The organism is Streptosporangium brasiliense, from assembly GCF_030811595.1.
Lineage (GTDB): Bacteria > Actinomycetota > Actinomycetes > Streptosporangiales > Streptosporangiaceae > Streptosporangium > Streptosporangium brasiliense.
Window position 1 is genome coordinate 7,250,858 of sequence record NZ_JAUSRB010000002.1, and the last position, 21,933, is coordinate 7,272,790.

A 21,933-nucleotide genomic window follows, 5' to 3' on the forward strand; every position below is an offset into this window, starting at 1 on the left:
CACAGGTCCCACGACCTTAACTACGCGGCCTTGCTTCAAGGCGGCCTGACGGCCGCCGTCCCGCCGGGCGTGCGACCTCTGGGCCGCCTGGGCATGCCGTCCATCCCTGCCGTCGCGCCTCCTGACGCCGGCAGGGCATGCGGCTTGATGCCGGGCAGGGCGGGCACGCCGCCGTCAGTCGAGGTCGAGGTCGCGGAGTTCGGCGCGGGTGGAGATCCCGAGCTTGGGGAACGCCCGGTACAGGTGCGAGCCCACCGTGCGCGGGCTGAGGTGCATCCGGTCACCGATCTCGCGGTTGCTCAGCCCTTTGGCGGCGAGCCTGGACACTTCCAGTTCCTGCGGGCTGAGCAGGGCGGCGACCGGCCGGTCCGGGCGGGGCGGGGTGCCGCCGGCCGCACGGAGCCGGGCGAGCGCACGCCGCGCCCACGGTTGTGCCCCGAGCGTGTCGAAGGTCTCGCTCGCGGCCCTGAGCATTGGCTGGGCCTCGGTTCTGCGGTGGTTGCGGTGCAGCCACTCGCCGTACAGGAGTTCGGTCCGGGCCCGGTCGAAGGGGCGCTGATCGAGCCCGCAGTTCGCCAGCGCGCTCCGGTAGTGCGATTCGGCGTGGGCGTCGTCCGCGAGCATCGCGTGGGAGCGGTGCTTGCCGCCCTGGGCCATGGGCCCGCGGACAGCGCCGGTCCGAGGCTCCACGGCCTGGACGATCCGCCGGGCCGGCTCCGGATCCCCGGCGCGTACGGCGGCCTCGACCAGGTCCGGGAGCATCGCGAGCGCGACGAAGTCATTGGAGTGAGGCGAACCCCGCTCGAACAGGCGCATCAGCTCCGCGAACGCCTCCGCTGACGCGCCCTCCCCCAGTGCCAGCAGCCCCAGCGCGCCGGTCGCCGTCGCGGCGGCGATGCGCTCGCGCAGCGGGAACGCGATCTCCAGTGCCTGCCGGGCATACCGGCGGCAGGCCGCGGCCTCGCCGCGCACGGCGGCGAACCGGGCCGACTGGGCGAGGAAGTTGGCCGTCCAGCCCCGCTGGCCGGTCTCGTAGCTGAAGCGGAGACCTTCCTCGGCATGCGCGGTCCCCTCCGCCCAGTGCCCGAGCCGGAACTCGATGTCGGCCTGGTAGAACAGCACCTCGGTGAGCAGCGCGGCGGAGCCTTCGGCGCGGGCCCGGCGGCCGGTGGCCTCGGCGAGCCGGAGGGCCTGGTGGTCGTCGGGCCCCATCCAGCCGATCACGGTCGCCCACATCCACTGCCGCTCATCGCCCCCGCCTCGGCCCCGAGGCAGGATGCCTGGCAGTTCCCACAGCTCGGCCCCGGTGATGACGCCCTCGAAGCCGCCGAGGAGACCCGCGGCGGCGCGGAGCGTCGCCGGTGAGCAGTCCAGGTCGGTGATGCGCCGGGTCGCCAGCAGCGCCGCCTCCATGTCTCCGGCGTGCAACGCCGATCCGCCCGCGAGCAGGAGGGTCCAGGCGGCCTCCTCGGGCTCGGCCGACGACATGAGCTCGGCGCACCGCATCAGGTGTGAGTAGGCGATCGCCGGGTCTCCGCCGTACAGCTCGATGATCCCGTTGAGCTGGGCCAGTGTCACAGCGGGCACGGGCTCGGCCATGACCTGGTCGACGAGCGTCCTGGCCAGGCCGGGCCGGCCCGCGTCCAGCGCCACGAAGGCGGCGGTCACCGTCCTCTGGCGGCGATCGGCGGGCGACTCGCTGAGCCGCGCGGCATGCTGCAGGACGGAGATCGCCGCCGCCGCGCCGCCGCGCCGCCGGGCGGCGTCGGCGCTGTGCTCCAACTCGGCGGCGATCTTCTCGTCCGGTGCGGTCGTGGCCACGGCGCGGTGCCAGATCGCCTGGCCGTCCTTTCCGGTCGCGCTCAGGTGCGCGGCGATGGCCAGGTGCGCGGCGCGGCGGTGCTCGAAAGGCGCGTCCGCGTAAACGGCGGAGCGGATCAGCGGGTGCCGGAAGCGGATCTCGATCCCGTTGAGCTCCACCAGTCCCGACCGCTCGGCCGGGTCCAGCGCGTCGGCCGGCAGGCCGAGCCGGGCGGCGGCCCCGAGCACGGTGCCGGCGTCCCCGGTCTCCTCGGCCGCCGCCACCAGCAGTACCGCGCGACCGTCCGCCGACAGGCCTTCGACCTGGCGCAGGAACGCCGCCCGGACTCTGGCGCTCACGGGCAGGGTCCGGGTCATGGCGAGGTCGGGCATGGCACGATCGGGTCCGTCGAGCCGGGCCAGCTCGATCAGGGCGAGCGGGTTGCCGCCGGTCGCCGTGAAGAGGGCATCGCGTTGGCGCGCGGGCAGCGTCCAGCCGTGCGCGTCGAGCAGCCGCGCGGCATCCTCCGGCGGCAGCCCGTACAGCACCAGTTCGGACAGCCCGGCCGTGTTGACGGGCAGCGGCTCGGGTTCGCGTACGGCGAGCAGCATCGCGATGGGCTCGTCGGCCAGCCGGCGAGCGGCGAACAGCAGGGCGGCGGCCGAGGCGCGGTCCAGCCACTGCACGTCGTCGACGGTGACCAGCAGGGGGCGGTCCGCCGCCACCGCCGCGAGCAGCGTGAGCACCGCCGCGGAGACCAGGAAGTCCGAGACCGGGAAGTCCGGGGCCGCGGAGTCGGTGAGGCCGAGCGCCCCGCGCAGCGCCTCGGCCTGGACGCCGGGCAGCGCGTCAAGGTGATCGAGCACCGGCCGGAGCAGTCCGAGCAGCCCGCTGAACGCGTGCTCGACCTCGGAGTCGACGCCGGCGCACGCGAGCACCCGCATGGGCCCGGAGGCAGCCGCGCTCTCGGCGGCATGGCGCAGCAGCGAACTCTTGCCGATGCCCGCCTCGCCGCGCAGGACCAGCGCCCCGCTGCGTCCGCCTCGCGCGTCGGCGAGCAGCCGGGCGATGGTCTCTCGTTCCCGGTGCCGGCCGTGCATCACCTTCCCCGTCTCCGCCGGGGGTGTCCCGGGCGACTGCAGTCGGTTCGACTCTGGCCTCGGATCCGCGTACCCGCGAGGCTGGCCGCGATGGGCGAGCTGCGCGCCCGCCGCGACTTCGGTGAGGAGACCTTCTGTGGCCATGACGTTGATGGGATCGGGTTCGGCGCCCGGCGAGGACGGGGCGGGGACACCGCCTCCGCACCCGGCGGCGCAGTCACGGCGTCGGCGCCAGCTCGGCTGGATCATTCCGCTGTTCATCGTGATGCTCGCGTTCGTGGTGTACTCGGTGCCGCCGTACCTCACCTTCGACCCGGCGCAATCACGGGTTGAGCTGTCCGATTCGCCGCCATTTTTCTACTCCCTACTTGTGGCGCACATCATTTTCGGCACGGTGGCCCTGCTGACGGGGTGCTTCCAGGTGTGGCCGTGGTTCCGCCGCTCCTACCCCAGGGCTCACCGCTGGACGGGGCGGGCGTACTTCTTCCTCGGCGTGTTCCCCGCCGGCATCACCGTTCTGGGAGTCGCCCCGTTCGGCCACACGGGGTTCGGTGGAAACACCGGGAACACCATGCTGGGCGTGGTGTGGCTGATCACCGGTCTCGCCGGGTGGCGGATGGCTCGGCAGCGGCGGTTCCCCGAGCACCGCAGGTGGATGATCCGCAGCTTCGCGCTGACCACGTCCATCGTGGCGAGCCGGCTGTGGGCCGGGGTGCTGCTCGCCGTCCAGCTGCCGCGGCTCGACAGCGCCTACGGCGGCGACCAGCAAGCGATGATCGAGGCGATCGGTTCCGCCGGCGTATGGCTCAGCTGGGTCGTCAACCTGCTGATCGCGGAATGGTGGCTGGAGTACACGGACCACACGGGCAAGCCCAGGTCCCGCAGACGTCCGCGGGTCCGCGCCGCCTCCGCGTCCACGGCCGCCTCCGGGGCAGGACGGCCCGCCGGCTGAGCCGGGCGTCGTGCTCGGCGATCCGGTTGGCGGCCGGCCTCCGGATCCGGCCACCGGCGGCATGTGAGCGGTCGACCGGGAGGTCACCTCGCTCGTGAACGGGATGACAGGGCGGCCGGCGCCGTGGACGCCCGCGGACAGGTGGAGGCCGCCGAGAAGGCCCGCCGAACCGCGGCTCAGGACTGCTCCATCCGTACGGCGACCCCGTCGAGGATCAGCTCCAGCCCAAGTGAGAAGTCCGCGTCGGCGACCGTCTCGTCGGGAGTGTTCGACGGCGGCGTCTCGAACAGTGTCGAGGAGAACAGCCGGGCCGTCTCGGGGAAGCGCTCGGGGTCGACGAGCCGCACCAGCGCGCGGGCTTGGGCGCGCTCGGCGTCGGCCTGCCCCTGATCTTCGGCTCTGCTCTCGGCGAGGTCGCTGTGCTGCCGCACGGACTGGAGCACGTAGCCACCGATCAGCGACAGGACGCCGACCTTGTGCGCCCGGTCGAGGCGGGTGCGGGACATGACCGCCAGCGCGGCCTCCATCCACGCGATCCCGTTCGGTCCGGAAGGCGGTCCGGAGATGGGCACGCGCGTCAGCCACGGCCGCTGCTGGAACACCGCGCGCTGTGCGGAGGCCCACCTGCGCAGCCCTTCGCGCCAGTCGCCGGTGCCCATGTCCGGCGGCATGCCCAGGGCGTGGTCGGTCATGAGCGTGAGCAGCTCGTCCTTGGATCCGACGTGCCTGTAGAGCGACATCCCTGTGAAGCCGAGGCTCTTGGCGACCTTGGGAATCGTCACGCCGCCGAGCCCGTCACAGTCAGCGATCTCCACCGCCGTGGCGACGATCAGGTCGACGTCGAGGGCCGCGGGCCGCCCGAGACGCGAGGGCTCCGTCATCCTCCACAGCCGGCGCAGCGCCGCCGGAACGAAGTGCTCGCTGGTCATGGCTCCCTCGCTCACCCCAGGAATTCAGCCCCGTCATGCCAGGGTCCTCATTAGTGTATCCACAATACTTTCTCTGTGAAACTAACACCTGCGTCTCAGGAGAGGTACAAACATGAGCATTCACACCGCACCGCGGACATCGAGAGGTCCGGTGCGGCGCGCCGAACGCGCCCTCGCACCGGACCTGGCCCGGGGAGCGATGTTGCTGATCATCGCGCTGGCCAACGTCGCCGGAGTCGTCTTCGCCGGCGAGCCCGGCCTCGACGCCACGCCGGACGGCGTCGACCGCGGCTTGAACTTCCTGCTCTTCGAACTCGTCCATGCCCGCGGGTACCCGGTCTTCGCCGTGATGTTCGGCTACGGTCTCGTCCAGCTCGCCCGCCGCCAGGATGCCTCCGGGGCCACGCCGGAGCAGGTCCGCTCGGTGCTGATGCGCCGCAACCTCTGGCTCGTCGCATTCGGGTCCGTACACGCCGCGTTGCTGTACTACGGCGACTTCCTCGGCGCGTACGGGATCGTCGGGATCGTGATGACCCTGGTGCTGCTACGTCGCGGCGACAAGTTCCACCGGACCGTGCTGGTGCTCTGGGCGCTGTACGCGGTCGAGATCCTGGTCCTCGGCGTCATCGTGCTGAGCCGCACCCTCGGAGGTCAGGGCGGGTCGGCCCCGCTGCCGACGGGCCACGTCGACTCCCTCGCCGCAGCCGGATACTTCGCCTCCATGCTGGACCGCCTCGCCGAATGGCCGATGCACACGCTGACCGTCCTGCCCTTCATCCTCATCGCCTGGCTGGGCATGTGGGCCGCCCGCCACCGCGTCCTCGAAGAGCCCGCCCGCCACAAGACCCTGCTCTCCTGGACCGCTGTCCTCGGACTCGGCGTCGCCGTCGCCGGAGGTCTCCCGACCGCCCTGGTCAGCGCTGGATGGCTGCACGTCGACGAGTCGGCTGCCAGTCTGATGCTGCTGCTCCATGGCGGCAGCGGCATGTTCGCCGGCCCGGGGTACGTGGCCGTCTTCGGCCTGATCGTCATGCGGATCACCCGGCCCGGCCCCGTTGTCGGCGCGCTCTCGGCCCTGGGCCGGCGTTCCCTGTCAGGATACCTGTTCCAGTCGGTGGCCTGGCTCGTTCTCCTGGCGCCCTTCACACTCGACCTCGGCGACCGTTTCGGCAGCCCCACGGTGACCGGCCTGGTCATCGCGGTGGCCGTCTGGCTCGCGACCGTCCTGATCGCCCGCCTGCTCGAAAAGCGTCATCAGGCCGGTCCCGCCGAGACCGTCCTGCGCCGCCTGACCTACGGGCCTCGGGCATAGTCGCCGCAGCACGAAGCATCGTCGGTGGCGCCCGGCATGGTGAGGCCATGGCCGAGGCGCCCCCCCTTCCACCGCCGAGCCGAGGATGCTTCCCCGCCGGTGGGGCAGGGTGTCGCCCGGCAGCTGGACCGACGCAAGGACCGGTTCATCCTCCGCGACATTCGGTGACCGTCTCGCTGCCCTCACTCCGGCTGCCCGCGACGCCCCAGAATGGGAGGCATGACCTCACGGATCTACCACGGCACGGGCCCGGGGCCGATCACCCCGGACGGTTGCGCGGTCGACTACTACGCCACCCTCACCGCGGGCGGCGAACCTGAACTCATCCACGCCGCTGTCCCGCCCAGGGCGAGCATCCTCGAACTCGGAGCCGGCACCGGGCGCATCACCCATCCCCTGCTGGAACTCGGGCACGAGGTCGTCGCTGTCGACGAATCCCCCGAGATGCTCGCCCACATCACCGGAGCCGAGACCGTCTGTTCCCGCATCCAGACCCTGGCCCTGCCCCGGACCTTCGATCTGGTGCTGCTGATGTCGTTCGTCGTCGAGACCGCCGACGACGACCTGCGCGCCGCGTTCCTGCGTACCTGCCGCCGACACGTCGCCGACGACGGCTGCGTCATCCTGCAGCGCAAGCCCCCCGAGTGGTACGACACCATCCAGCCGTTCGAACGCCGGGCCGATGACGGCCGCACCGTCCGCATGACCGACATCGGCCGTCCCGGACCAGATCTGCTGGAGGCCACCATGGAGTACGTCATCGGCGAGCGGCGCTGGACCCATACCTTCGTCAGCCGCCGTCTCGACGACGACCGTCTCAGCCGCGAGCTCGACCAAGTCGGCCTGACGGTCTCCGGTTTCCTCGACGATGACCGCGGATGGGTGCGCGCCGTGCCTCGCTGATCCACAGTCCTCCCCGCGCAGCCAGGACCCGGGGTGTCGGTAAGACTCGTGTCACCGACACCCCGAGAAGTGCGAGACAGCTGGGCTGCGGGGCTTGATCGGCAACGGAACGGTCAGTGGCGTCAGCAGGCCGACGCGGGCGGAGTTGCCGCCATCCACCGGTCCAGCCCCGAACTCCCTCCTATCCGCTACGCCGGCAGTGGCGGAGACGGCGTGCCGCTGGTGTTCTCTCATCCGCCGGCCGCGAGCGGGGCCGCCACGGCGGGCGTCCCAGGTGTTCGACAACGACATGATCATCTACGCCCGGTCGCTGCGCGAGCACGGCCTGGCCGTGCCCTACATCGCCGGGCCGACCAGTCCTGTTTGGTAGGCGATGACGACCAGTTGCGCACGGTCGCGCGCACCCAGTTTCGTCATCGCGCGGCTGACATGGGTGCGTGCGGTGGCCGGGCTGAGGAACAACTCCCCGCCGATCTCGTCGTTGTTCAGGCCCTGTCCCACCAGGGCCAGCACTTCGCGCTCACGCTGGGTCAGCACCGCGAGCCGGCCCTCTCCGGCCTGCGCGGCTGTCCGTCGCGTGGTGACCTGCGCGATGAGGCGTCGGGTGACCCGCGGTGCGAGCAGCGCCTCTCCATCAGCGACCACCCGGATGGCATGCAGGAGTTCGGCCGGGCCGGCGTCCTTGAGCAGGAAGCCGCTGGCACCGGCCTGCAAGGCGTCGAAGACGTACTCGTCGGTGTCGTAGGTGGTGAGGATGAGGACGCGGACCTGCTCCAACCCGTGCGTCTGCGCGATCTGGGCGGTGGCTTGAATCCCGTCCAGCCTGGGCATGCGGATGTCCATGAGGACGACGTCGGGGCGGGTGGCGCGGGCCCGTTCCACGGCTTCGGCGCCGTTGGCGGCTTCTCCCACCACGGTGATGCCGTCCTCGAGGTCGAGCAGGACCCTGAACCCCGATCGCACGAGACCCTCGTCGTCGGCGAGCAGCACCTTGATCGGAGCGTTGGTCGACGGTGAGGCGGCCGCCGCGTTCACAGGCTTGACCCGGTCGGTGTGAGGGGCAGTCGTGCCTTGACTTCGAACCCGCCACCCGCAAGCGGCCCGGCGTCGAGGTCTCCGCCCAGCAGCCGGCAGCGCTCGCGCATGCCGACGATCCCGCGGCCGGACGCGGCCGAACTGCCCGTGCCGCTCGGATGCCGGGCCGGTAGGCGCGGATCCGCGGAGTCATGACCTGGGGCGGCACGGCGGCCCTCATCGGTCACGCGGATCTCCAAGGCGTCGATGCCGGCCTTCAGCGCCACCGTCACCCGGGTCGGGCCGGCGTGGCGGATCACGTTGGTGATCGATTCCTGAAGGATTCGGTAGGCGGCGCTTCCCACCGCGCTGGGCAACGGCGCCGCGGGCGAGGCCTCCTCGAGCTTGATGTCGAGTCCCGCCTCGCGCGCCTTGGCGGCCAGTTCGTCGATCTGCCCCAGCCCGGGGTACGGCACCCGCCCGTCGTCACCGTCGTCGTCACGGAGTACCCCGAGGATGGCCCGCATCTCCCGCAGCGCCCGGGAACTGGTCTGCTCGATGACTCGCAGCGCCTCGCGCGCCACTTCCGGCCGCTTGTCGAGCACATGCGCGGTGACGCCGGACTGGACGTTGATGATCGCTATGGCGTGCGCGACGGTGTCGTGGACCTCGCGCGCGATCCGGAGCCGTTCGGCGTCCACACGCGCCCGCGCCTCCTCCTCGCGAGTCCGTTCGGCCAACTCGGCGCGCTGCTGAGCCTCGGCCGCGATGACCTGTCGGGACCGGACGGACTCGCCGAGGGCCGCGCTCATGACCGACGCGCCGATCCGGAAGAACACCCAGCCGATGGCGGCGCGTGGCTCGATGTCGGCCGCGGCGACCAGCCAGCCGATGGCCAGCACCGAGGTGCCCACGCCGGCGATCACCAGCGACCGGCGCCCGTCTCCGTAGGCGGCGAGGGTGTACAGGGCGACGAAGAGCCCGAGCCAGCCGGGCCCGTCCGGGAAGTCAAGGCCGAAGTACACCAAGCTGGCGAGCGCGGCGGTGACGAACACCGGCACCGGCCATCGGCGGCGGACGGCCACGACCACGCCACTGGCGATCAGCAGGACATATCCCAGGTTTCCGAGGTCGCTCAGCGGCCGCTGTACCACCTCGCCGGTATTACGGACGATCGTGCCCTGAACCTGCATCACGGTGATGAAGAGCGCGAGCAACACGTCCTGCGCCGGCACAGGCAGGCGCCACGGCACCACGCGGTGTTCCATGCCGCGATCCTACGGTTCCCGCGCGTGAGAACACTCCGCCCAGACGCGCGGTGGCCTACGACAACGGGCGTACCGAGGCACGAGGTGCTCTACGCAGAACTGCGTAGCCGCTGCCATCCACTGTCGGAGGCCGCGGCCGCCCCGACGGCGCGATGATCGATTCCGCGAAAGACCTCCCAGGCGCTCGCGCTCGTCACCGTAGCCTCGGCCGCCATAGGCCGAGTCACCGCGCTGCGCATGCCGCCGACGCCCGTTATTCGACCGAAAGGATCCTCAATGTCTGTTCTGTTGGTGCTTGCCGCACAGGCGGCCTCGCCCGTCTGTACGACGTCGGCAGAATGCGCGGGCCAGGGTGTCGATACTTTCCTCGGGACCCCTGAGCGAATCTGGGCCAGTGTGGCCGCACTGGTGGCGCTGGGCGGCGTGGTCATCGGCGGGCTGGCGCTGCGCTCCGTCCGTCGTATCGGCAACAGCGGGAGGAAGGGAGCCATCGCGGCCCTGGTGGTGGGGCTGACCGGCGGGCTCAACGGCGCGGTGAAACTGGCTGTCGCCGACGGTGGTCTCGGCACCGGCAACGGAGTATTCGGGGCGGCCTTGGCCCTGGTGCTTGGGCTCGTCGGCGCGGTCCTCGGCGGGCTGGCTCTGGCCCGCTCCCGCCGCACCGCGCTGAGCGGCTGACCGCAGCGGATACAAGCGCGCGATCGAGGCCCTGATGACCGTACACACCTCGATCACCGCGCGGCGACCGCTCCTCGTGATCTTGTACGTACATACGTACAGGCAGACAGCTGTACATCAACAAGGGCGGCTGCCCTACCAATCCGACACCAACGCCAAGGCCGCGGTCGACGTCTGCCGAAAGGTGAACGCCGCAGCCGCAGCCGCAGGAGGCTGACGTGCTACACGTGATCGGCGCGGGACTCCCGCGCACCGGAACCAGATCGATGAAGACCGCGCTGGAAAGGCTGGGATTCGGTCCCTGCTACCATATGGCCGAAATCGGGAGCAATCCCGACCACGTCGACCGGTGGCTGCCCGCCGCCTCCGGCCTGCCGCTGGACTGGGACAGCGTGCTCGACGGCTACCGATCCACCCAGGACTGGCCGGCCAGTTTCTTCTGGCGCGAGCAGGCGGAGGTCTACCCGGACGCGAAGGTCGTGCTGACCGTCCGCGATCCGCATCGCTGGTATGTCAGCATGCAGGCTCTGATCGCCACCCGCCGGGACGTGCCGCCGGATCTGCCTGAAGCGGGGGCCGCGGTACTCAGGACGATGGAGAGGCTCCGCCCGGTTCTCGATCTCATCGGAGAGTCCACCTTCGGCGACACCTGGGACTTCCAGCGGGGCATGCCCGACGAAGAGATCGCGGTAGCGGCGTTCCACCGTCACGTGGCCGTTGTCCAGAAGAGCGTGCCCGCGGATCGCCTCCTGGTGTTCGACGTCCGCGAGGGCTGGGAGCCGCTCTGCCGGTTCCTGGGCGTCGACGCTCCCGCCGGCGAGCCGTTCCCGCACCTCAACGACTCCGAGACCATGCAGCGCGCGCTGCAACAACTGGTGACCGATGGCAGCATCGACTCGGCTTTCATCTCCGGCACGCACGACTGAACGACATCACCGCGCCTTTCCACAGGACCGTCCTGCGGAGGGGCGCGGAGGTCGTCCTCGCCCCCTGTCAATGCGATTCCGTGAAACCCCTCCCAGGCGCTCGCGCTCGTCACCGGCACCTCGACCGGCATAGGCCGAGTCGCCGCGCTGTACACGCTGCGGGCGCCTGTCATTCGACAGAAAGGATCCTCATGTCCGTCCGTCACTTGCCAGCCACCGCCGCAGCCGCCCTGCTCGGAATCGTGGGGCTCGCCACACCGGCGGCCGCGCACGTCCTGGTTCAGCCCGTCAGTGCTTACACCTTGACCTCCGGGCGTCTATGGTCGGCGGTGGCCGCGCTGCTGGGGCTGGCCGGCGTCGTCATCGGCGGGCTGGCTCTGGCCCGCTCCCGCCGCACGGCCTGACCCGGCCCCGGCGCCGGGCCAGTGCCCCTGTCGTTCTTCAACGGCACCGCCTGGTCCGTGCTTGGCCCCGGACGTGCCGTATCAGGGGTGGCGCGTAGCCGGTCGGCGAAGTGCCGGGCATCGGCCGCGGGCACCTGCGGGTCCAGATCGCCGTGGGCGATGAGGAACGGCGGTGCATCCGCCGCGATGCGCGGCTCCGGCGAGGACTCGGGCCCCTGACCGTAATAGGAGCCGTACCAGGTGTTCAGGTCGGAGACACTGCTCACGGTTACCGAACCGGTCAAGAACTTCATCGCCAAGCATCCAGGCGTCGCCGTACGCCTCTTTCAGGCGAGCCCGCAGGTCTGCCTCCGCCCATGACGGGTCCGCCGGCTCGGCCGCGCTCGTACCGGGGTGTCTCACCGCCCGCCGCCGGTCACGCCTGCGGGGCGTGACCGGCCGGCGATTCCGGCGGCGGCCGGATGACAACATGTCACACGATCTGGATGGCGACGACCTTCGGAGGGCGGTTCGGGAAGGTGATGTCATGCCAGCGCTCGATCTTCACCGAGTCGCCGTTGGCGTCGTAGTAGATCAGGTCGTTGTTGCCCGTGGAGATCCGGTCGACCCACCATCCGCCGAAGTCGGTCTTTCCGCCGTTGGCGTAGCAGTCGACGCTCTCACGGCCGTCGAGGTGCGACCAGATCTTCAGGAAGTTCTCGCCGCCAACGCATTGGACGTGGTCGATGGCGAAGGCGGTGCCGCCCGGGACGGTGACGGCGAAGGCGGCGGCTCCGGCGAGTGCCACGGCCATGGAACGGGCCTTCTTCTTGCTCTTCGAGATCACGGACTCTCCTCCTGCGGAGACCGGCGCGCCCGGCCCCGGCCCTGTTGGTGACGTCGCGTCCTGACGGAACGGTGCTTCGCCTGGCCGGCGGACGGCCGACTGCGCACCGGAGCGGCCCCTCGCGGCCACGCCTTTCCGTGACGCAATTGAGTTGACTGGTAACTCAAAGTAATATAACTCTCCGTCCGGCCAACGCTCCGAACGCGAGGAGCATCACCCGATCGTGGCGCTCACGCGCGGCCGACGAGCCGTGTGCCGTGGGTCGGAGTGCGGCGGAACGAAGGGGTCGGGGTGTGGCGGAACGAAAACGTACGCCAAGCCCATTCATCCAGCTCAACGGTGGCATTTAAGGCATTCGCAGGTGGGGGCCTTGGCGCACATTCGTTCCCTCGCTCTCGGTGGACGGGCTACACAGGTACCGCCTCCAGGTTGAGCGGCGACCGAACGGCCAGCGGCGACAAGGAGACCGCGGGACTCGTCGTGTCGTCACCGGCCGTTCCAATGCGGGTGATGCTCTCCGGAGGGGGCGTTGACAGGTCGATCTCGATGGCGAGGACTCCGAGGGCTTTGCTGAGCGCGCCGGGCAGGCCCGCTCAGCGTGATTTCGAGCGGTCGAGTCCTGCTCAGTGCTCGCCGTCACCGAACTCGTCGTCACCGAAGTCGGGAACCCGGGGAGACAGCAACTGCTCGGCGCCGCCTTCCAGCAGCTTGGCGGTCTGAGTCGAGCGGGGCAGCATGGTCGCCTCGTAGGTGCGGATGGCCTCGTCGAGGGTGGCGGAGCCGGCCAGGGCGAGAGCGAGTTCGCCGGCGTCGAGCAGGGCGTGGTTGACGCCGACGCCGAGCGGGGGCATGAGGTGGGCGGCGTCACCGAGCAGGGTGACGGTGGGGTTGTGCTCCCAGGTGTGCGGGACCGGGAGGGCGAAGATGGGGCGGTCGACGTAGGGGCCGTCGTTGTCGCTGATCAGCCGGCGCAGTCGGGGAGACCAGTCGGCGTATTCCTTCAGGAGCTTGGCGCGGATGCCTTCGGTGTCGTCGACGGTCAGGCCGCTCTGGCCGATCCAGTCGATCGGGACGCGCCGGATGAGGTAGACGCGGGTGTGGTCGCCGCTGTTGCGCTGGGCGAACAGGCCTCGGTCGCCGTCGCCCGCGGCCGCGCCGCCCTGGCCGACCAGGTCGGCGATCTCGGGATGACGGGCGTCGACGTCGTTGAACCACGCCTCCAGGAAGCTGACCCCGGTGTATGCGGGGACGGCGGGCGAGACGGCCGGGCGGACCCGAGAGAAGGCGCCGTCGGCGCCGATGACGAGGTCGGTCTCGACGGCTGTGCCGTCGGTGAAGTGCAGCAGCCGCGGCCCGTCGGCGGGCCCGCCGACCCGGTCGAGAGCGCGTCCCCACCGCACGGTGCCCGGCTCCAGCGAGTCCAGCAGCAGGTCGCGGAGCCGGCCGCGGTCGATCTCCGGCTTGAAGCGCTCTCCCTCCTCGGGCACGTGATGCAGCGTCATCTCGCCGGCGGGGGTCATCTGCCGCATCTCCTGCCCCTCCGGACGCGCCAGCGCGAAGAACTCCTTCAGCAGACCGGCCTCGCGCAGCGCGATCTGGCCGTCGTCGGCGCGCAGGTCCAGCGTGCCGCCCTGGTCGCGGGCGTCCCGGTCCTCGTCACGGTCATAGACGGTCACCGCCAGGCCGTGTCTCTGCAGAATGCGGGCACAGGCCAGGCCACTGGGGCCGGCGCCGATGACGCTGATACGGGCCTTTGCGGGTGCGGGAGAGGTCATCGCGGAAATTCCTTTCGAAGAACGGGACACGGGCTCAGGGGACGAGCGCGGCGCTGTCGGCCGCGGCGCTCGCGCATGCCCGTGACGGCAGGGCGCGGCCGGCGGCCATCCCGGGAGGTGCGCCGCTCGGGGTGCTCGCCGTCCCCACGGAAGACTAAGTACGAAAGCGAACTGAGTCAACTAATAAACTTGTGCCACTAGTTGCTTGAGACCGCGATCGTATAGGCTTGCCCCATGACCGCGTCCCCTGTCAGCCGCCGCGAACGCAAGAAGGCGGCCACCCGGCAAGCGATCGCCGACGCCGCCCTGGAGCTCTTCCTGGAGCGCGGCTACGACCAGGTGAGCATCAGCGACATCGCCGACGCCGCCGACGTGTCGAAGACCACGGTGTTCAAGCACTTCACCGGCAAAGAAGCGCTCGTCTTCGACCAGGACCAGGACCAGGAGTCCGAACTGATCACCGTGGTAAGGCAACGTCCCGCGGGCCAGAGCGTCCTGGACGCCCTCCGCGAGCACGCCCTGGACACCCTGCCGCCGATCGAGACCCATCCACAGCGGGCCGCGTTCGCCCGCCTCGTGGACTCCACCCCGGAACTGCGGGCCTACTCCGAACGCATGTGGACCCGGCACACCGGCGCCCTCGCCGTGGTCATCGCCGACGAGTTCGGCGTCGACCACGACGACCTCGCCTGCGCCGCCCTCGCCCGCTACGTCCTGGACATCCCCTCCCTCGTCCGCGGACGGCACGACCTCCCGGCCGCCATCCAGACCTGCTTCGACATCCTCACCCACGGCTGGCGACCACCAAGCACTCCCACCGCCGCGTCCGCGAACGGTTCCGCGACCGCCGTCTGACCGCCCCGCGACCGGGCGGCATCAGACCCTTCCATCACCGATCACCGGCGACCCGGAACGAGACCACTGCCGCCTCGGCCGTCAAAGGGTTGCGCGACAACCTTCGTTGTCCGCGGCGAAGGCGGAAGCGCACGCACTGTGCTCGCAGATCATTGATGGGGTCGGCGCCCTGTGCTGAGCTCAGTCGGCGTTACTTTTCCTCGGTGGTTCCGACCCGAGCCTTGGACCCCCATGCGTGCTCGGCGCACAGGCAGGCGACGCCCTTGTCGATCCACTCGCGCCCGCACCACTCCGGGTGTCGTTCGATCAGCAGGGCCCGAACCTCCTCGATGATCGTCTCCTCGCTCATCGCGGAGTCTCGCCGTACCCAGGTCTCATCGCGCAGCAGCCGCAGGTAGTCGCCGACGTCGGCCAGCAGCTCCGGCCCACCGGCCTCGCCGTGCCCGGGCACCACCACGCGCGGCCGCTCGGCCGCCAGCCGATCCATCACCTCGATCCACCGCAGACCGGACACGTCGGTGTCATGGGGCGGGAACCACGGGAAGATCGCGAACTGCCCGGTCTCCACCAGGTCACCGGTGAACATCACCCCGGCATCGGGCACTGTCACCACCTGGTCACCCCTGCTGTGCGCCCGCCCGGCGGCCCGCAGCCGCACCACCCGGCCGCCCAGATCCAGGTCGTAGACGTCGGGGTAGACGAGGTCGGGCGTGGGCAGCTCGACGCCGCGCAGTTCCCTGGCGATCCCTCCGTCCAGACCGCGGAACATCTCCAGGTAGCTCGGTCCCTTGGCGGCCAGCTCTCCGGCCTGCTCCTGGTTGACCAGGAACGTCGCCTGCCCGGCGAACGTCCGGGCGCCGAAGGCGTGCTCGGGATGGAAGTGCGTCGTGGTCAGGTAGAGCTTGCGGCCGCGCGCGTACTCGGCGGCGAACGCCAGGACCGCCTGCGCGTTGCGGGGCCCCATCCCGGTCTCCACGACCAGGACGGCCTGCGAGCCGCCGATCACGCCGATGTTGGGCACCAGTTCCACGCCTCTGTTGGGGATCACTACCAGGTCGCGGGCGAGCTCCCGGCTTTCCTCGACCCGGACGACGGGATTGTATTCAGTCATGACCCCAGTTGATCGCCACGGTCTTCCTGCGGTCCAACACCGATCCGGCACCGCTGATACCGCGCGGGTATCGTGGCCGGTGATGGAACTGCGCCTGCTGCGTTATTTCGTGACCGTGGCCGAGGAACGCCACTTCGGGCGGGCCGCCGCGCGGCTGCACATGACCCAGCCTCCGCTCAGCCGGGCCATCCGGCACCTGGAGGCCGACCTCGGCCTCGCCCTGCTGCACCGATCGTCGGCGGGTGTCCTCCTCACCGAGGCCGGGGCCACGCTGCTGGAGGAGGCTCGCACGCTGCTGGACCAGGCCGAGCAGGCGCGCGCCCGGGTGATGGCCACGGCCGGCCTCACCATCGGCATCCTCGCCGACACCGCCGAGCAGGCGGGGCTGGCCGCCGCCTTCCGCCGGCGCCATCCGGGCGTCGCGGTCCGCGTACGCGAGGCCGATCTCACCGATCCGACCATCGGCCTGCGCAGCGGTCTGGTGGACGTGGCGCTCACCCGGGCGCCGTTCGACGACACCGGGATCCGCATTCACATCCTGCGCACCGATCCGGTCGGCGTCGTCCTGCGCGCCGACGACCCGCTGGCCGGGCGCGACAGCGTGCGGGTGGACGACCTGGCCGACCGCCGCTGGTTCCAGTTCCCCGACGGGACCGATCAGCTCTGGCGCGCCTATTGGAACGCCGGAGTGCCGCGTGAGGGGCCGACCGTGCGGACGGTCCAGGAATGCCTGCAGGCGGTGCTGTGGAACGGCACCGTCGGCCTGACCCCGCTCACCCACGCGCTGCCTGACGGTCTGGTGGCGGTACGGCTGGCCGACATGCCACCCAGCCCTATGGTCCTGGCCTGGAACGGAGCTGACGGCAACCCGCTCGTCCGCTCGCTCCTCCGCCTGGCCGCCGAGGAGCGCGACGACCAGCTCCGAAGGTCAGGTCAGGCCGGGTCCGGCGCCGGCCCCACCCGATAGTTCAGGACGGCCGTATCGGTGGAAGCCGTAGTAGCCGCCGGGCGGAAAGTCCGGTGCAGATCCTGCTGACCCACGTCAATGCAGTAAATGTTGTTCTGGGCGAGTCGAATTGCACCCAGCTTTCGATTGCCGTGGACAACTCCTCACGGGACAGCGTGAGCGCTGAGGAACCAGCCCACTGGTCAAGGTTGGTCAGCGGGGCGCGAAGCGGGATGCAGGATTCGGACAATGGCGGCATTTTCCGACAGGAGAGCCGGGAGTCGCACTGCGTGTCCATTGTTTTCCTTGCTCATCGTATGAAGAACTAGCGGACCGACAACCCAGGGACTTACTCCGTTGCGGAGTTTCGGTCCGACCGAAACTTTCTGAAGTCTCAAGTTGCCTCATAATGGCCATCTCGTACAAGGTGATCTATGATGTGTGACATATTAGGCTCCCAACCGAGTTGAGGGGGGATGTCGTGTCAAGCAGTACAGGACTTGACGAACGTGTAGCCGAAGTGGTGAAAGCAGCCGGGCTGGTCAGGCCGGGAAACCGGTTCTTCGCTATGGCGAAGGCCGTTGACCAGGTCACGGCGGCGGATGCGCTGGCCGTGGCGCGGCAGTGGGAGGTGATGACCAAGGCCTTCATGTTCACGACGATCTCGGGACTGGGGGTGGCGGCGCGGCACTTCGCGTCACAGAAAGCTCCGGATCGGGAGGTGCTGGCGGCATTCCAAACGGCCTACCGGGTCATCGGCGACGATTTGGACAACCTGGCCGAGGATTTCAGCACGGTGGCGCCACCGGGGGCAGCTGGAATCCACTACCTATGGTGGGCCGACTCGATCGTGAAGCCGCTGACCGGAGCGGTCGGCGAAGAGGCAGCAGGGGATTTCCCGAAAGGTGTCGCCAAGCTGCTGGAGGCGATGGAGGCAATGGCTGACCACCGATTGGGCGCGGCGGTTCAACTGCGGGTCGTGGAGGCCATCGCACTGGACATCGCGGTCGCGTTCCGGCGCGTGTACGGAAAGGTGCTGGTCAACGGACAGAAGCTGTTCACGGCGCCCGACGCGTTGACGTGGATCGACGCGCATATCAAAGCCGAGACGAGTCATGCCAAGTCGGTCAGCGACGAGGAGACCGGCATGACGGCCATGGTCGAGAGCGGAGCAGACGCCGAAGAGTTCGTGCTGCTCGCCACGGATTACGCGGCCCATTGGGCTGGCGCGCTCGACGACTTCGCCGATCAGGTCTCTGCTGGCTGATCCGGGGAAGGGCATGCGAAGCCAGTGAACGACGTCATTGACTCAGTCAACGCATTACGGGGTTCAGTCCAACGTAACAGAGTTCGGAACGGAGCATTCCTCAAGCATCTGTCCAATGAGCTGATCACCTCGCCCGCGCTCCGGCACGTGAAAATCGTCCAGGCTTTCGCTGACGACGCCATGGCCTTCGCCCGGGACCCCCGGCTGCTCCAGACCAAGGCGCATATCAACAGCCGGACGGACAATTCCATCTTCTCGCTGTTCGACGCGCCTTATTTCCCGACGCTGTCCCTCGATTTCCTGACTTACCGGCTACTCCCGACCGACGATCACCTGGACGCCAAATATCCCAGCCCGACGATGCCGGTGACGATCGAACGGATGTCGAAGGGCTTCGAGGCTCGGCCGGTGGTGGCGCTCTTCCCGGAAAACCACATCGACGGCCGCCAGGAGAGCGGCGACCTGATCTTCTACTTCATCGACAAGTTCGTCGAACGGCATCTGCGCCTGACCCGGCTTCTCGTGACCAACGTCATGGCGGAGGGATCGTTCCCACTGGTCGGAGCCGCGGGGCCGGGCGACATCGAACAGGCCTCGGCATGGTGGGTGCGGTTGCACGAATACCACCACCGGCAGGGAGACATGCCGATTCCCGGCTTCCTTCCGGTGAAGAAGTTCAAGCCGCTGGCGGGCCTCGAGGAGCTGCGGGTGGACGTATCGGCGATGCTCGCCTGCCTCAACGACTCCGCCCTGCCCGAGCGCGGCGCGAGGCTCACCTATGAGTACGTGCTGTCCGAGCGGCTGCTCCGCTATGCGGTGGAGGGAATACCCAGGCCCAACTACGACGCGGTCGCCTCTCAGCTGCTTTTCAACTACCTCGTCGCCGCGGACGGGATCCGGCTGCACAACGGCCTGATCCACCTCCGCCCAGGTCTGCCTGCCGTACTGGCCGAGTTTCTCGGCGAGATCCAGGCGATCGAACGGCACATCCACAGCGAGCCCGTGGAACAGGTCAGGGAACGGCTGCTGCGATTCACCAACCAGTACACGGACTACGACGAGGAGGCGAGGGACTACCGTCACATCCCCTTTTTCGCCGAGGCCAAGCGGAAGCTGGGCGTGTGAACATGATCAGTATCCCGATCTTCCAGGTCGACGCGTTCACCGATCGGATCCTCTGGGGGAATCCGGCAGCGGTCTGCCCGCTCGAAGGATGGCTGCCCGAGGCCGTCATGCAGGCCATCGCCCTGGAGAACAACCTCCCGGAGACGGCCTTCATCGTCAGGAACGGGGACGCCTACGATCTGCGCTGGTTCACCCCGGCCGCCGAGGTCGACCTGTGCGGGCACGCCACACTGGGCGCGGCGTACGTCGTGCTGACACATCTCAGGCCGGACTGGGACGAGGTGACGTTCCACTCGGCCAGCGGACCGCTCGTGGTCGCCAGGCACGGGGACAAGTTCGGCCTGGCATTCCCCGCCCTCGATCTCTCCCCGGTCGAACCGCCGGAGAGCCTCCTGCGAGGACTGGGGGCACCGGCACCGTCAACGGTCTACAGGTCCATGGACTATGTCGCGGTCTACGACACCGAGGACCAGGTCCGGTCAGTCGTGCCGGACCAGGTCGCTCTCTCCGCGCTCGACCTGCGTGGCGTGGTCATCACCGCGCCGGGAGCCGAGGCCGACTTCTGCTCGCGCTTCTTCGGGCCGAAGCTGTCGATCCCCGAAGACCCGATCACCGGGTCGGCACACTGCGCGCTCGTTCCGTACTGGGCGCGGCGGCTGGGGAAGTCCCGGATGCGTGCCCAGCAGTTCTCGCCACGACTGGGCCGGACCCACACGATCAGCCTTGACTGCGGCCTGGACGGAGACCGGGTCGCCCTGTCCGGCGCGGCCAGGCAGTACATGGCCGGAACGATTCACCTGTCCGAAGACGACCTCGACCAGAACCCAGAGGGATAACGTGCGCACCAAGCGAATCTTCCACGCGGTCGACTCCCACACCGAAGGCATGCCCACCCGGGTGATCACCGGCGGCGTCGGGGTGATCCCCGGAGCGACGATGGCGGAACGCCGCATCTACTTCCGCGAGAACCTCGACCACATCAGAACCCTGCTCGTGACCGAGCCGCGGGGGCACGCGTCGATGAGCGGAGCCATCCTCCAGCCGCCGACCCGGCCCGACGCGGACTGGGGTGTGCTGTTCATCGAGGTGTCCGGTTATCTGCCGATGTGCGGGCACGGCACGATCGGGGTCGCGACCGTCCTGGTGGAGACGGGCATGGTCACCGTGACCGAACCCGTCACCACCGTGCGCCTGGAGACTCCGGCAGGCCTGGTCGTCGTCGACGTGGCGGTCTCCGACGGGGTCGCGCGGAGCGTCACCCTCCGGAACGTCCCGGCGTTCTGCGAGCGGCTGGACGCCGAGCTCGAGGTCCCCGGCTTCGGCTCCGTCCGCTACGACCTCGCGTACGGCGGCAACTTCTACGCGATCGTGCAGCTCGACGACTACGGGCTGCCGTTCGACAGGAAGGCCAAGAACGAGATCACTACCGCAGGCCTGGCCACCATGCAGGCGATCAACGCCACGGCCGAGCCGGTCCACCCCGAGGACTCGCGGATCCGAGGCGTCCGGCATGTGTACTTCGCCGCGCCGGGATCCGACGCGTCGTACTCGCGCCACGCCATGTCCATCTACCCCGGCTGGTTCGACCGGTCGCCGTGCGGCACCGGCACCAGCGCGAGGATGGCGCAGCTGCACGCCCGCGGCGAGCTGGAAATCGGCGCCGACTTCGTCAACGAGTCCTTCATCGGGTCGCAGTTCATCGGCCGCCTCGCCGAGGAAACGACCGTCGCCGATCGCAGGGCCGTCGTGCCGACCGTCACCGGACGGGCCTGGATCACCGGCACCGCGCAGTACTTCCTGTCCCCCGACGACCCCTTCCCCGCAGGCTTCGAGCTCTGACCACCCCTCCGTCAGGAAGGACACGCCTCCCCATGGCCTCCACGATTCTTGGCCGGATCCCGTTCGACGACGAGCGCATCGCCAAGGACATCGCCAGGCTCGCGTCCATGCCGATCCCGCAGGAGCCGTACCGGGTCTTCACCACGGGCACCTGGCTGAACATCAACCTGTGGAACGCCTCCGGCGACCACGCCGACGGCTTCTGGTACGGCCACGAGCAGCGCCCCGGACGCCCCACCCCGCTCCTCGACGAGGTTCCCCACCTTCACGAGGTCCTGACCACCTGGTTCAACCCGGACCGGCTGACGATGGTGCGCGGGCGCAACGTCGTCGAGTTCTCCATCATCCCGCACCGGGACTTCATCGAGGCCGGCGAGGTGGAGCAGTTCTTCCGGGTGATCATTCTTCTGGAGGACAACGAGCACTCGGTCAACTCCGACGAGGACATGGTCTTCCACATGCGCGCGGGCGAGGTGTGGTTCCTGGACGCGGCCCAGGTCCACGCGGCCATGAACATGTCCTCGCGCAGCCGCTGGTCGCTCTGCCTCGACTTCGCGGCCGGTCCGGGTTTCCAGCCGGCGGACATCTTCGCCCGGCCCGAGTTCTACGACCCCAGCCTCCGGCCCACCCTGGTGGAGCGCAAGCCGGCCGCTCCGGACCTGCCCGAACGGCTGCGCGCCCTGAGCACCGTCGTGTCCCGGCACAACATCAAGGACATCGCCTTCCTGCTGGGCCGGATCCACCTCACGGAGGAGGTGCCGATCGGGGCCTCGTGGGACTGGCTCATCGACATCACCCGGCAGTCCGGCGACGCGGAGCTGATCGACATCGCCGAACGCGCCAAGAAGTTCTTCGTCCTCTCCCGTGAAGTCAACGAGGACTTCACCTTCCTACCAAGGTGA

Annotated in this window: 20 protein-coding genes; 13 read left to right on the top strand and 7 right to left on the bottom strand. The window is 69.5% G+C overall.

The genetic code is table 11. The annotated features are described in order from the left end of the window. Window positions 1–174 precede the first annotated feature (174 nt). Window positions 175–2,901, bottom strand: a complete 2,727-nt coding sequence (locus J2S55_RS42115) for an AAA family ATPase (RefSeq protein WP_306872910.1) — start codon at window positions 2,899–2,901, stop codon at window positions 175–177. A gap of 142 nt (window positions 2,902–3,043) precedes the next feature. Between J2S55_RS42115 and J2S55_RS42120 the strand changes: the two genes are divergently transcribed. Then, window positions 3,044–3,853, top strand: coding sequence for a DUF2306 domain-containing protein (locus J2S55_RS42120; RefSeq protein WP_306875838.1), 810 nt, complete (start codon window positions 3,044–3,046; stop codon window positions 3,851–3,853). 176 nt (window positions 3,854–4,029) lie between these two features. Here the strand turns inward: J2S55_RS42120 and J2S55_RS42125 are convergent, their stop codons facing one another. Further along, the gene (locus tag J2S55_RS42125; protein ID WP_306872912.1) at window positions 4,030–4,782 is read right to left on the bottom strand and encodes a TetR/AcrR family transcriptional regulator; all 753 of its coding nucleotides are present in this window, start codon (window positions 4,780–4,782) and stop codon (window positions 4,030–4,032) included. Between the two features lie 112 nt (window positions 4,783–4,894). Here J2S55_RS42125 and J2S55_RS42130 point away from each other — a divergent pair, with 112 nt between their 5' ends. Together J2S55_RS42130 and J2S55_RS42135 are read left to right on the top strand one after the other, a co-directional pair. Further along, window positions 4,895–6,094, top strand: coding sequence for a DUF418 domain-containing protein (locus tag J2S55_RS42130; RefSeq protein WP_306872915.1), 1,200 nt, complete (start codon window positions 4,895–4,897; stop codon window positions 6,092–6,094). A 219-nt stretch (window positions 6,095–6,313) separates the two neighbouring features. Next, window positions 6,314–6,997 carry a class I SAM-dependent methyltransferase gene (locus J2S55_RS42135; protein ID WP_306872918.1) on the top strand — a complete coding sequence of 228 codons (684 nt, stop codon included), beginning with the start codon at window positions 6,314–6,316 and terminating at the stop codon, window positions 6,995–6,997. 336 nt (window positions 6,998–7,333) lie between these two features. Here J2S55_RS42135 and J2S55_RS42140 read toward each other — a convergent pair whose 3' ends face one another. Then, window positions 7,334–8,032 (bottom strand): response regulator transcription factor, encoded by a 699-nt coding sequence (locus J2S55_RS42140; RefSeq protein ID WP_306872921.1) that lies wholly within the window; start codon window positions 8,030–8,032, stop codon window positions 7,334–7,336. Continuing rightward, window positions 8,029–9,279, bottom strand: coding sequence for a sensor histidine kinase (locus J2S55_RS42145; RefSeq protein ID WP_306872924.1), 1,251 nt, complete (start codon window positions 9,277–9,279; stop codon window positions 8,029–8,031). Before J2S55_RS42145 ends, J2S55_RS42140 begins: the two co-directional genes overlap by 4 nt. A 276-nt stretch (window positions 9,280–9,555) precedes the next feature. Here J2S55_RS42145 and J2S55_RS42150 point away from each other — a divergent pair, with 276 nt between their 5' ends. The 3 genes from J2S55_RS42150 (at window position 9,556) to J2S55_RS42160 (ending at window position 11,287) form a co-directional block, all read left to right on the top strand. Beyond that, on the top strand, window positions 9,556–9,957 hold the full coding sequence (locus J2S55_RS42150; protein WP_306872926.1) for a DUF6223 family protein: 402 nt from the start codon (window positions 9,556–9,558) through the stop codon (window positions 9,955–9,957). A gap of 227 nt (window positions 9,958–10,184) precedes the next feature. Next, complete coding sequence (locus tag J2S55_RS42155) at window positions 10,185–10,883, top strand: sulfotransferase family protein (RefSeq protein WP_306875841.1); 699 nt, start codon at window positions 10,185–10,187, stop codon at window positions 10,881–10,883. A 191-nt stretch (window positions 10,884–11,074) separates the two neighbouring features. Next, on the top strand, window positions 11,075–11,287 hold the full coding sequence (locus tag J2S55_RS42160) for a DUF6223 family protein (protein WP_306872928.1): 213 nt from the start codon (window positions 11,075–11,077) through the stop codon (window positions 11,285–11,287). Window positions 11,288–11,759: 472 nt separating this feature from the next. Here J2S55_RS42160 and J2S55_RS42165 read toward each other — a convergent pair whose 3' ends face one another. Further along, window positions 11,760–12,113: a beta/gamma crystallin domain-containing protein gene (locus J2S55_RS42165; RefSeq protein ID WP_306872931.1), complete on the bottom strand. Its 354-nt coding sequence runs from the start codon at window positions 12,111–12,113 to the stop codon at window positions 11,760–11,762. Window positions 12,114–12,736: 623 nt separating this feature from the next. Beyond that, window positions 12,737–13,888 carry an FAD-dependent oxidoreductase gene (locus J2S55_RS42170; protein ID WP_306872932.1) on the bottom strand — a complete coding sequence of 384 codons (1,152 nt, stop codon included), beginning with the start codon at window positions 13,886–13,888 and terminating at the stop codon, window positions 12,737–12,739. Between the two features lie 234 nt (window positions 13,889–14,122). On the opposite strand from J2S55_RS42170, the gene J2S55_RS42175 reads away from it, so the two are divergent. Further along, window positions 14,123–14,743: a TetR/AcrR family transcriptional regulator gene (locus J2S55_RS42175; RefSeq protein WP_306872935.1), complete on the top strand. Its 621-nt coding sequence runs from the start codon at window positions 14,123–14,125 to the stop codon at window positions 14,741–14,743. Window positions 14,744–14,933: 190 nt separating this feature from the next. On the opposite strand, the gene J2S55_RS42180 is transcribed toward J2S55_RS42175, so the two are convergent. After that, window positions 14,934–15,854, bottom strand: a complete 921-nt coding sequence (locus J2S55_RS42180; protein ID WP_306872939.1) for an MBL fold metallo-hydrolase — start codon at window positions 15,852–15,854, stop codon at window positions 14,934–14,936. 82 nt (window positions 15,855–15,936) lie between these two features. On the opposite strand from J2S55_RS42180, the gene J2S55_RS42185 reads away from it, so the two are divergent. The 6 genes from J2S55_RS42185 to J2S55_RS42210 all read left to right on the top strand — a co-directional run bounded on the left by J2S55_RS42185 (window position 15,937) and on the right by J2S55_RS42210 (window position 21,933). Then, window positions 15,937–16,821, top strand: coding sequence for a LysR family transcriptional regulator (locus J2S55_RS42185; protein ID WP_306872941.1), 885 nt, complete (start codon window positions 15,937–15,939; stop codon window positions 16,819–16,821). A 460-nt stretch (window positions 16,822–17,281) separates the two neighbouring features. Continuing rightward, a complete protein-coding gene (locus J2S55_RS42190; RefSeq protein ID WP_306872944.1) occupies window positions 17,282–18,067 on the top strand; it encodes a DUF6202 family protein in 786 nt (261 codons plus the stop codon). 24 nt (window positions 18,068–18,091) lie between these two features. After that, window positions 18,092–19,192, top strand: coding sequence for a DUF6421 family protein (locus tag J2S55_RS42195; protein ID WP_306872946.1), 1,101 nt, complete (start codon window positions 18,092–18,094; stop codon window positions 19,190–19,192). Between the two features lie 2 nt (window positions 19,193–19,194). Next, the gene (locus tag J2S55_RS42200) at window positions 19,195–20,028 is read left to right on the top strand and encodes a PhzF family phenazine biosynthesis protein (RefSeq protein ID WP_306875845.1); all 834 of its coding nucleotides are present in this window, start codon (window positions 19,195–19,197) and stop codon (window positions 20,026–20,028) included. A gap of 1 nt (window position 20,029) precedes the next feature. Continuing rightward, window positions 20,030–21,031, top strand: a complete 1,002-nt coding sequence (locus J2S55_RS42205) for a proline racemase family protein (RefSeq protein ID WP_306872949.1) — start codon at window positions 20,030–20,032, stop codon at window positions 21,029–21,031. A 32-nt stretch (window positions 21,032–21,063) separates the two neighbouring features. Next, window positions 21,064–21,933, top strand: a complete 870-nt coding sequence (locus tag J2S55_RS42210) for an aspartyl/asparaginyl beta-hydroxylase domain-containing protein (RefSeq protein ID WP_306872951.1) — start codon at window positions 21,064–21,066, stop codon at window positions 21,931–21,933.

Bases quoted from the DNA above. Each gene is read 5' to 3' on its own strand.
- J2S55_RS42115 (WP_306872910.1), bottom strand. From the start codon at position 2,901: ATGCACGGCCGGCACCGGGAACGAGAGACCATCGCCCGGCTGCTCGCC.
- J2S55_RS42120 (WP_306875838.1), top strand. From the start codon at position 3,044: ATGACGTTGATGGGATCGGGTTCGGCGCCCGGCGAGGACGGGGCGGGG.
- J2S55_RS42125 (WP_306872912.1), bottom strand. From the start codon at position 4,782: ATGACCAGCGAGCACTTCGTTCCGGCGGCGCTGCGCCGGCTGTGGAGG.
- J2S55_RS42130 (WP_306872915.1), top strand. From the start codon at position 4,895: ATGAGCATTCACACCGCACCGCGGACATCGAGAGGTCCGGTGCGGCGC.
- J2S55_RS42135 (WP_306872918.1), top strand. From the start codon at position 6,314: ATGACCTCACGGATCTACCACGGCACGGGCCCGGGGCCGATCACCCCG.
- J2S55_RS42145 (WP_306872924.1), bottom strand. From the start codon at position 9,279: ATGGAACACCGCGTGGTGCCGTGGCGCCTGCCTGTGCCGGCGCAGGAC.
- J2S55_RS42150 (WP_306872926.1), top strand. From the start codon at position 9,556: ATGTCTGTTCTGTTGGTGCTTGCCGCACAGGCGGCCTCGCCCGTCTGT.
- J2S55_RS42160 (WP_306872928.1), top strand. From the start codon at position 11,075: ATGTCCGTCCGTCACTTGCCAGCCACCGCCGCAGCCGCCCTGCTCGGA.
- J2S55_RS42170 (WP_306872932.1), bottom strand. From the start codon at position 13,888: ATGACCTCTCCCGCACCCGCAAAGGCCCGTATCAGCGTCATCGGCGCC.
- J2S55_RS42175 (WP_306872935.1), top strand. From the start codon at position 14,123: ATGACCGCGTCCCCTGTCAGCCGCCGCGAACGCAAGAAGGCGGCCACC.
- J2S55_RS42180 (WP_306872939.1), bottom strand. From the start codon at position 15,854: ATGACTGAATACAATCCCGTCGTCCGGGTCGAGGAAAGCCGGGAGCTC.
- J2S55_RS42185 (WP_306872941.1), top strand. From the start codon at position 15,937: ATGGAACTGCGCCTGCTGCGTTATTTCGTGACCGTGGCCGAGGAACGC.
- J2S55_RS42200 (WP_306875845.1), top strand. From the start codon at position 19,195: ATGATCAGTATCCCGATCTTCCAGGTCGACGCGTTCACCGATCGGATC.
- J2S55_RS42210 (WP_306872951.1), top strand. From the start codon at position 21,064: ATGGCCTCCACGATTCTTGGCCGGATCCCGTTCGACGACGAGCGCATC.